Annotated in this window: 5 protein-coding genes and 1 pseudogene; 3 read left to right on the forward strand and 3 right to left on the reverse strand. The window is 72.9% G+C overall.

Annotated elements, in window-relative coordinates; all coding sequences use genetic code 11:
* A pseudogene (locus tag ACFE86_RS20550) lies at positions 1-234 on the forward strand (hypothetical protein); the annotation flags it as partial.
* 18 nt (positions 235-252) lie between these two features.
* Here the strand turns inward: ACFE86_RS20550 and ACFE86_RS20555 are convergent.
* Complete coding sequence (locus ACFE86_RS20555) at positions 253-2175, reverse strand: ABCB family ABC transporter ATP-binding protein/permease (RefSeq protein ID WP_375457177.1); 1923 nt, start codon at positions 2173-2175, stop codon at positions 253-255.
* Between the two features lie 91 nt (positions 2176-2266).
* On the reverse strand, positions 2267-3736 hold the full coding sequence (locus ACFE86_RS20560; protein WP_375457178.1) for a LysM peptidoglycan-binding domain-containing protein: 1470 nt from the start codon (positions 3734-3736) through the stop codon (positions 2267-2269).
* 239 nt (positions 3737-3975) lie between these two features.
* Here ACFE86_RS20560 and ACFE86_RS20565 point away from each other — a divergent pair, with 239 nt between their 5' ends.
* On the forward strand, positions 3976-4578 hold the full coding sequence (locus tag ACFE86_RS20565; protein WP_375457179.1) for a TIGR00730 family Rossman fold protein: 603 nt from the start codon (positions 3976-3978) through the stop codon (positions 4576-4578).
* Positions 4579-4933: 355 nt separating this feature from the next.
* Here the strand turns inward: ACFE86_RS20565 and ACFE86_RS20570 are convergent, their stop codons facing one another.
* Complete coding sequence (locus ACFE86_RS20570) at positions 4934-5824, reverse strand: chorismate mutase (protein WP_375457180.1); 891 nt, start codon at positions 5822-5824, stop codon at positions 4934-4936.
* A gap of 224 nt (positions 5825-6048) precedes the next feature.
* Between ACFE86_RS20570 and ACFE86_RS20575 the strand changes: the two genes are divergently transcribed.
* Positions 6049-6602 (forward strand): alpha/beta fold hydrolase (locus ACFE86_RS20575; RefSeq protein WP_375457181.1); only part of this gene is annotated, 554 nt, incomplete at its 3' end.

The following is a 6602-nucleotide window of genomic DNA, read 5'->3' on the forward strand; positions in this document are numbered from 1 at the left end:
GGCAAGTTCCAGTGGCAGCACGCCAAGGACCTGAACCCCGAGCCGGACGACCTCGCGCAGATCAACGAGAAGCTGAAGGACGGCCTGCCCGACGCCGAGAAGCCGACCGCCACCGCCGAGAACCCGCCGGCCCCCGTGGCGGCGCCCCACAACCCGGAGAACCCGGAACTGCCGAAGAGTGCTCCGGCCCCGGGCGATGCGCCGGGCGCGGCCGACCAGAAGGGCGGCGGCTGACGGTCTCTGCCGACGCGCCTATTCCGCCGGCACGGCCTCCCCCCGCACCCCCCGCGCCGGCGCGACCCGCACCCGCTCCGCCTCCGCCCGCATGAGGGCGGCGCGCGCCGCATCCGCTTCGCGCTGGCGGTTCCAGAGGGCGGCGTAGACGCCACCTTCGGCGAGCAGGTCGGCATGCGTGCCGCGCTCGACGATGATGCCGTGATCGAGCACCAGGATCGCGTCGGCGTTGACCACCGTCGAGAGGCGGTGGGCGATGACCAGCGTGGTGCGGCCGCGGCTGATCCGGTCGAGCGCGTCCTGGATCTGCGCTTCCGTGAACGAGTCGAGCGCCGACGTCGCCTCGTCGAGGACGAGGATCGGCGGGGCCTTGAGGATGGTGCGGGCGATGGCCACGCGCTGCTTCTCGCCGCCCGAGAGCTTCAGGCCGCGCTCGCCTACCGGCGTCTCGTAGCCCTCGGGCAGCGACGCGACGAAGCGGTCGATCTGGGCCAGCCGCGCGGCCTCGCGCACCTCCGCCTCGGTGGCCTCCCAGCGGCCGTAGCGGATGTTGTAGCCGATGGTGTCGTTGAACAGCACCGTGTCCTGCGGCACCATGCCGATCGCCGCGCGCAAGCTGTCCTGGCGCACCGCGGCGATGTCCTGCCCGTCGATGGTGATGCGGCCGCCTTGCGGCTCGTAGAACCGGAACAGCAGCCGCGACAGCGTTGACTTGCCGGCGCCCGACGGGCCGACGATCGCCACGGTACGCCCCGAAGGGATCTCGAACGAGACGCCGCGCAGGATCTGCCGGTCGGGGTTGTAGGAAAAGCGCACGTCCTCGAAGCGCACCACGCCGGGACCGGCGACGAGCGCCGGGACATTCGGCCGGTCGGCGATCTCCGGGTTGCGGTGGAGGATGCGGAACATGTCGTCGATGTCGATCAGCGCCTGCTTGATCTCGCGGTAGATCATGCCCATGAAGTTCAGCGGCATCGAGAGCTGCACCAGCATGGTGTTGGCGAGCACGAAGCCGCCGATGGTGGTGCGCCCGGCCAGGATGTCGCGGGCGGCGAGCCACATCACCGCGCTCATGCCGAGCGTGAAGATCACCGCCTGGCCGGCGTTGAGGACGGCCAGCGACACGTAGGTCTGCGTCGAAGCCTTTTCGTACTTGGCCATCGCGCCGTCGTAGCGCGTGGTCTCGCGGGATTCGGCGCCGAAATACTTCACCGTCTCGTAGTTCAAGAGCGAGTCGACCGCCTTGCCGTTGGCGTCGGTATCCGAATCGTTCATGCGGCGGCGGATCGCGATCCGCCACTCGGTCGCCTTGTAGGTGAAGCCGAGATAGGCCGCGACCATCGCGAACACGACCGCAGAGTAGGTCCAGTCGAACTCGTAGGCGAGCACGCCGAGCACGAGCGCGAACTCGACGACCGTCGGCACCAGCGTCAGCACCATCAGGCGCGACAGCTCTTCGATGCCGGAGCGGCCGCGCTCCAGCACGCGGGTGAGCCCGCCGGTCTTGCGCTCCAGGTGGAAGCGCAGGGACAGCCGGTGCATGTGCTCGAAGGTCTGGAGCGCGAGGCGGCGCACCGCGTGCATCGCCACCTTGGCAAACAGCCCGTCGCGCGCCTGCGTCAGCCCGGCCATCACGATCCGCGACAGGCCGTAGAGGGCGATCAGTGCCATCGGCGCGGCGAAGACGCCGGTGGGGATCGCCTCCCCCTTGCCGCCGACCGCGGCGACCAGCGCGTCGGTGATCCACTTGAAGGTGAACGGCGTCACCATCGTCGCGAGTTTGGCCACCAGCAGCAGGCCGAGCGCGAGGAACACCCGCCGCTGGAGGTCGGGCCGGCCGTAGGGCCAGAGATAGGGCCACAGGCGGCGGTAGGTGGCGACGAGGCCGGGGCGGTCCTCGGGCACGGGCGCGTCGGCCGCCGGAGCGGGTTGGGTCGTCATGCGTGCGGGTCCGGGAGGGCTGTGTACCCTGCATATAAGCCGGCGGCGCGCCCGCGACACCCGTCCCCGTCCGCACGCACGGCCCGCCGCGTCAGCCGCGCCTGCCGTCCCCGGCCGCGCCCTTGGGTGCGTCGTCGCCCGGCAGGACGAAGAGCTGGCCGGGATAGATCAGGTCCGGATTGCGGATCTGCCCCTGGTTGGCGTCGTAGATCACCGTGTAGCGGTCGCCCTTGCCGTAGGTGCGCCGGCTGATCTGCCACAGGCTGTCGCCGCGGATGATCCTGGCCGTGGCGATCTCCGGGACGAAGACGCCCGGGTCGAGGCGCGGCGAGTCGGAGCGTGGCGGGTCGAGGGCCGCGGGTGTGGGGCTGGCGGCCGCGGCGGGCGCCTTCGGCGCGGGCGCGGCCTTGTCGGGTGCCGGGGATGGCGGGACTGCGGAGAGGTTCGGCGCGACGGCCGGCCGGCCCGGCGCAACCGGCCGCGGCGGAGCCGGACCGTCACGGGCGGCGAGGCGGCCGGCCGGCTTGTCGGCGACGCGCGCCGGCTCGGGCACCGAGAACGGCACCTCGGCCCGGCTGCGGACCTTGCCGGAGACCGGGTCGACCTGATCGATCCGGACCCGGTAATCCCCCGGCTTCACCCCGCGGCCGATGGTGAAGGTGGCCGTGCCGTCGGCCCCGACCCGCGCCGGCGCGATCAGCGTGTCGTTGAGGTAGAGGCGCACGCTCGCGCCGGGGGACGCGCGGCTCGTCACGGAGAGGCGCCCGCCCTCCTGCGCATCGACGCTGACGACCTTGACCGGGGCGGCCCCCGCCGCGGGAGGAACCGATCCGGGTTTTCCCGAAGCATCCTTGCCTGCATCCTTGCCTGCGTCCTTGCCTGCCGCCTCATCGGCCGGCCCCGCCCGCCGGGCCGCCGGGGTGCCGGGCTTCGGTATCCGCTGCGCCGCCGCGCGCGCGGCGGGCTCGGGCTGCGACAGCACCACCGTCGGCCTGTCGGGGGAGGTCAGCGCGACGAGGGGCTTCGCGTCGCGGGACGGCGAGAGCGAGACCGCGACGCTGTCCTTCGATCGGGTCTCGCGGCCGTCGGCGCCGGTTGCGCGCAGCACGATCTCGCTGTTGCCGGCGGGCAGCGCCGGCGGGACGATGGCGAACTGCCCGTTCGGGTCGGCGGTGGCCCGCGCCACCGCCCGACCGTCGACCAGGAGCTCCACGACCGCGTTCGGCGCGCCGCGCCCGGCCACGACGGCTTCACCGTTCGGCTCGACGCGGACGACGTCGAAGCGCAAGGCGCCCGGATCGACGGCGTTCGGCCCGGCATCCGTCCGCGGGCCGGGCGCCGGCGGCGCGACGGCGGCCTGCCGGCCGGGCTCGGGCTTGTCGGCCGGCGCAGCCGCGTCCGGCGGCGGCGCCCCGACCATCCCCGCTCCGGTGGGTGGCGCGGCCGGCAGAGCGGCGCGCTTCAGGTAGGCGCCACCGCCGACCAGGGCCGCGACCAGCCCGAGGCCGAGGAGCAGCCCGAGGATCGCCAGGAACAGGCCGCGCCGCAACTCCGCCGTCATGGCGCTCCATCTCTCGTCGATGCCGCGGGCAGCGCCACGCCGTCCCGGCCGCGAAGACCCCGGAATCGCCTTGCGAAAAGCCGTCGACTGTCCCCGCCATATTACCGTACATGTCCGGGACACCAAGCCGCCGCGGGCTCGCGCGGACGATCCTCCCGCGAATTCAGCAGTTTGGCCCGGGATCGAGCCGGGAAACGCGGGCCCGCGGCTCCCGCGACACGGTTGATGGAGGGCGCCGGATGGCTCCGGTGAAGACGGTCTGTGTCTATTGCGGCTCCGGCTTCGGCGGAGATCCGGCGTTCCGCGCGGCCGCGGAGGCGCTGGGCGCGGGGCTCGCCGCGGCCGGGTTCGGCCTCGTCTACGGCGGCGGCGACGTCGGCCTGATGGGCACGATCGCCCGCGCGGTGCTCGCGGGCGGGGGCCACGTCACCGGCATCATCCCGGACTTCCTCCAGGCCCGCGAGCAGATGCTGGCCGACATCCAGGAGACGGTCGTGGTGGGCGACATGCACACCCGCAAGCGGATGATGTTCGACCGCTCCGACGCCTTCGTCGCGCTGCCCGGCGGCATCGGCACCCTGGAGGAACTGGTCGAGCAGCTCACCTGGGCGCAGCTCGGCCGGCACCGCAAGCCGATCCTGCTGGTCGACGTGGCCGGGTTCTGGGACCCGTTGCTGACGCTGTTCGCGCACATGCGCGCCCACGGCTTCATCCGCGAGGGCCTCGACCTGAACTACCTCGTCGCCGGGGACGCCGGCGCGGTCGTCCCGATGCTCCGGGATGCGTTCAGCCGGCCCGGCGGCGATCCCGCGGCCGAACGGTTCGTGACGGAGCGGCTGTGAGACAGACCCCATCACCGAAGACATCCCGGTCCGCGCCGCCCTCTCTGCGGGCTACCGGATGCAGACATCTCGCAAGGGCGACCGACGGCACCCATCCTCCCCCTCTGCGGGGGAGGATGGCCCTCGGCTCACGTGAGGGTCGGGAGAGAGGAGCGACCTCTCCGGATACGGCGCTCCCCTTTCCCGACCCGCTTCGCGTGTCTTGAACGCGCGGACCTGGCCCATTGCCGGCACACTTCCCGCGTGCTTGGCGGCTCACGGAAAGAGTGTCTTCGATGGACACGCCTGAAAAGCTCGAAACGCCCACTGCCCGCCCGGCACGGCCGGGGGACCTGCCCGGTGAGTCGGGGGCCCCTCACACCCGGAAGCGCGCCGCGTGGCTGCCGGTCTCGTCGAGGGCCGACACACCCGCGCCGGCGCGGTCGAGGGCGTCGCGAAGCTGGCGTGCGCCGACGCCGCCGGGCACCGCGAGCAGCAGGCGCTCGGCCTCGCCCTTGGGCTTGGCCCGCGCCACCACCTCGCCGTAGAGGTCCTGCAGCGCGCGCTCCACCTCGGGCGACCAGGAGGCGCAGCGGACCGCCAGCAGCACCCAGTCGCGCTGCGCGGCCGCCGGGTCTTCGAGCGGCTTGGCCACCACGAAGACCGGGGTGCCGGCCGGATGCGCCGGCCGCTCGATGAAGGGCAGGCGCGCGATCACCTTCGGGCGGCCCTCGCCGATCAGCCCCTCCCACCAAGCTTCCCCCTTCGCGCTCCCCTTCGCGCCTCCCTGGCCCCCGCCTGCGGCGGCACGCGGGTCGAAGCGGAAGATGCCGAGGTCGCCGCGGGAGGACGCCACCGCCTCGATCACCGCCGCGCAGGTCGGATGCGGCCGGTAGGGCACCGTGAAGCCGAAGTGGAAGCGGGCGGAGTCGCGCATCGCCGGGTCGCCGGCGGAGATGTCGGCATGGACCGAGAACGGCGCCTGCACGTAGGTGAAGCTCGCGATGATGACCCGCCAGATCCCCTCGACGGTGTCGAGCGGCAGCAGCCCGCGGTGGCGCTCGGCCACGCGCCGCATCATCGCCGCTTCGCGGCCCGGGCGGAAGGCGGAGCCCGAGGCCGAGGTGCCCTTCACCGCGATGAGCCGGTCGATGATCCCGCCCCGCTGGATCAGCAGGGCGTGCATCTCGGCGTCGATCCGGTCGATCTCGGCCCGGAGGGCTGCGAGGTCCTCCGTCCGTGGCGCGGCTCGTTTGGGGAAGCGCATGGCGTGACGGGCTATGGCGTGACAGGCTGATGCCGGTGTCGGCCGGGCGTGTTTACGGCCCGCGGCGCCGAAGGGCCAGGGCGGGCGGAAGCGCATGCCGACATGCCGGCCCTTTCGTTGACGCTCGCGGGCGGGCACGCTACCTCCTGAAGCTGCGGCGGGCGCGGGAGGCCTGCGGTCTCGCAAACCCTCAGCGCGTGCGAGAAGCCGTTTCCAGACGCGTCATGGACAATCCCCCCGATACGGCCCTCCGGCCCGCGCCGGCCTTCGGAACGGAACCGCACGCCGGCGAGCCGTCGCAGGCGCGCGACCCGTCCGGGCTCATCGCCCGGTTCGAGGCCGACCGGCCGCTGGCGATGGATGCCGGCGCCACGCTCGCGCCGTTCCAGATCGCCTACCAGACCGCCGGCACGCTCAACGCCGCGCGCTCGAACGCGGTGCTGATCTGCCACGCGCTCACCGGCGACCAGCACTTCGCTCATCCCCACCCCGTCACGGGCAAGCCCGGCTGGTGGCAGACGCTGGTCGGGCCGGGCAAGCCGATCGACACCGACCGCTACTTCGTCGTCTGCTCCAACGTCGTCGGCTCGTGCATGGGCTCGACCGGGCCGGCCTCGACCGACCCGGGCACGGGCCGCGCCTACGGCCTCGACTTCCCGATGGTGACGATCCGGGACATGGTCCGCGCCCAGGCGATGCTGCTCGACCACCTCGGGATCGACGACCTGTTCCTGTGCATCGGCGGCTCGATGGGCGGGATGCAGGTGCTGCAATGGGC

Source organism: uncultured Methylobacterium sp., assembly GCF_964244095.1.
Classification (GTDB): domain Bacteria; phylum Pseudomonadota; class Alphaproteobacteria; order Rhizobiales; family Beijerinckiaceae; genus Methylobacterium.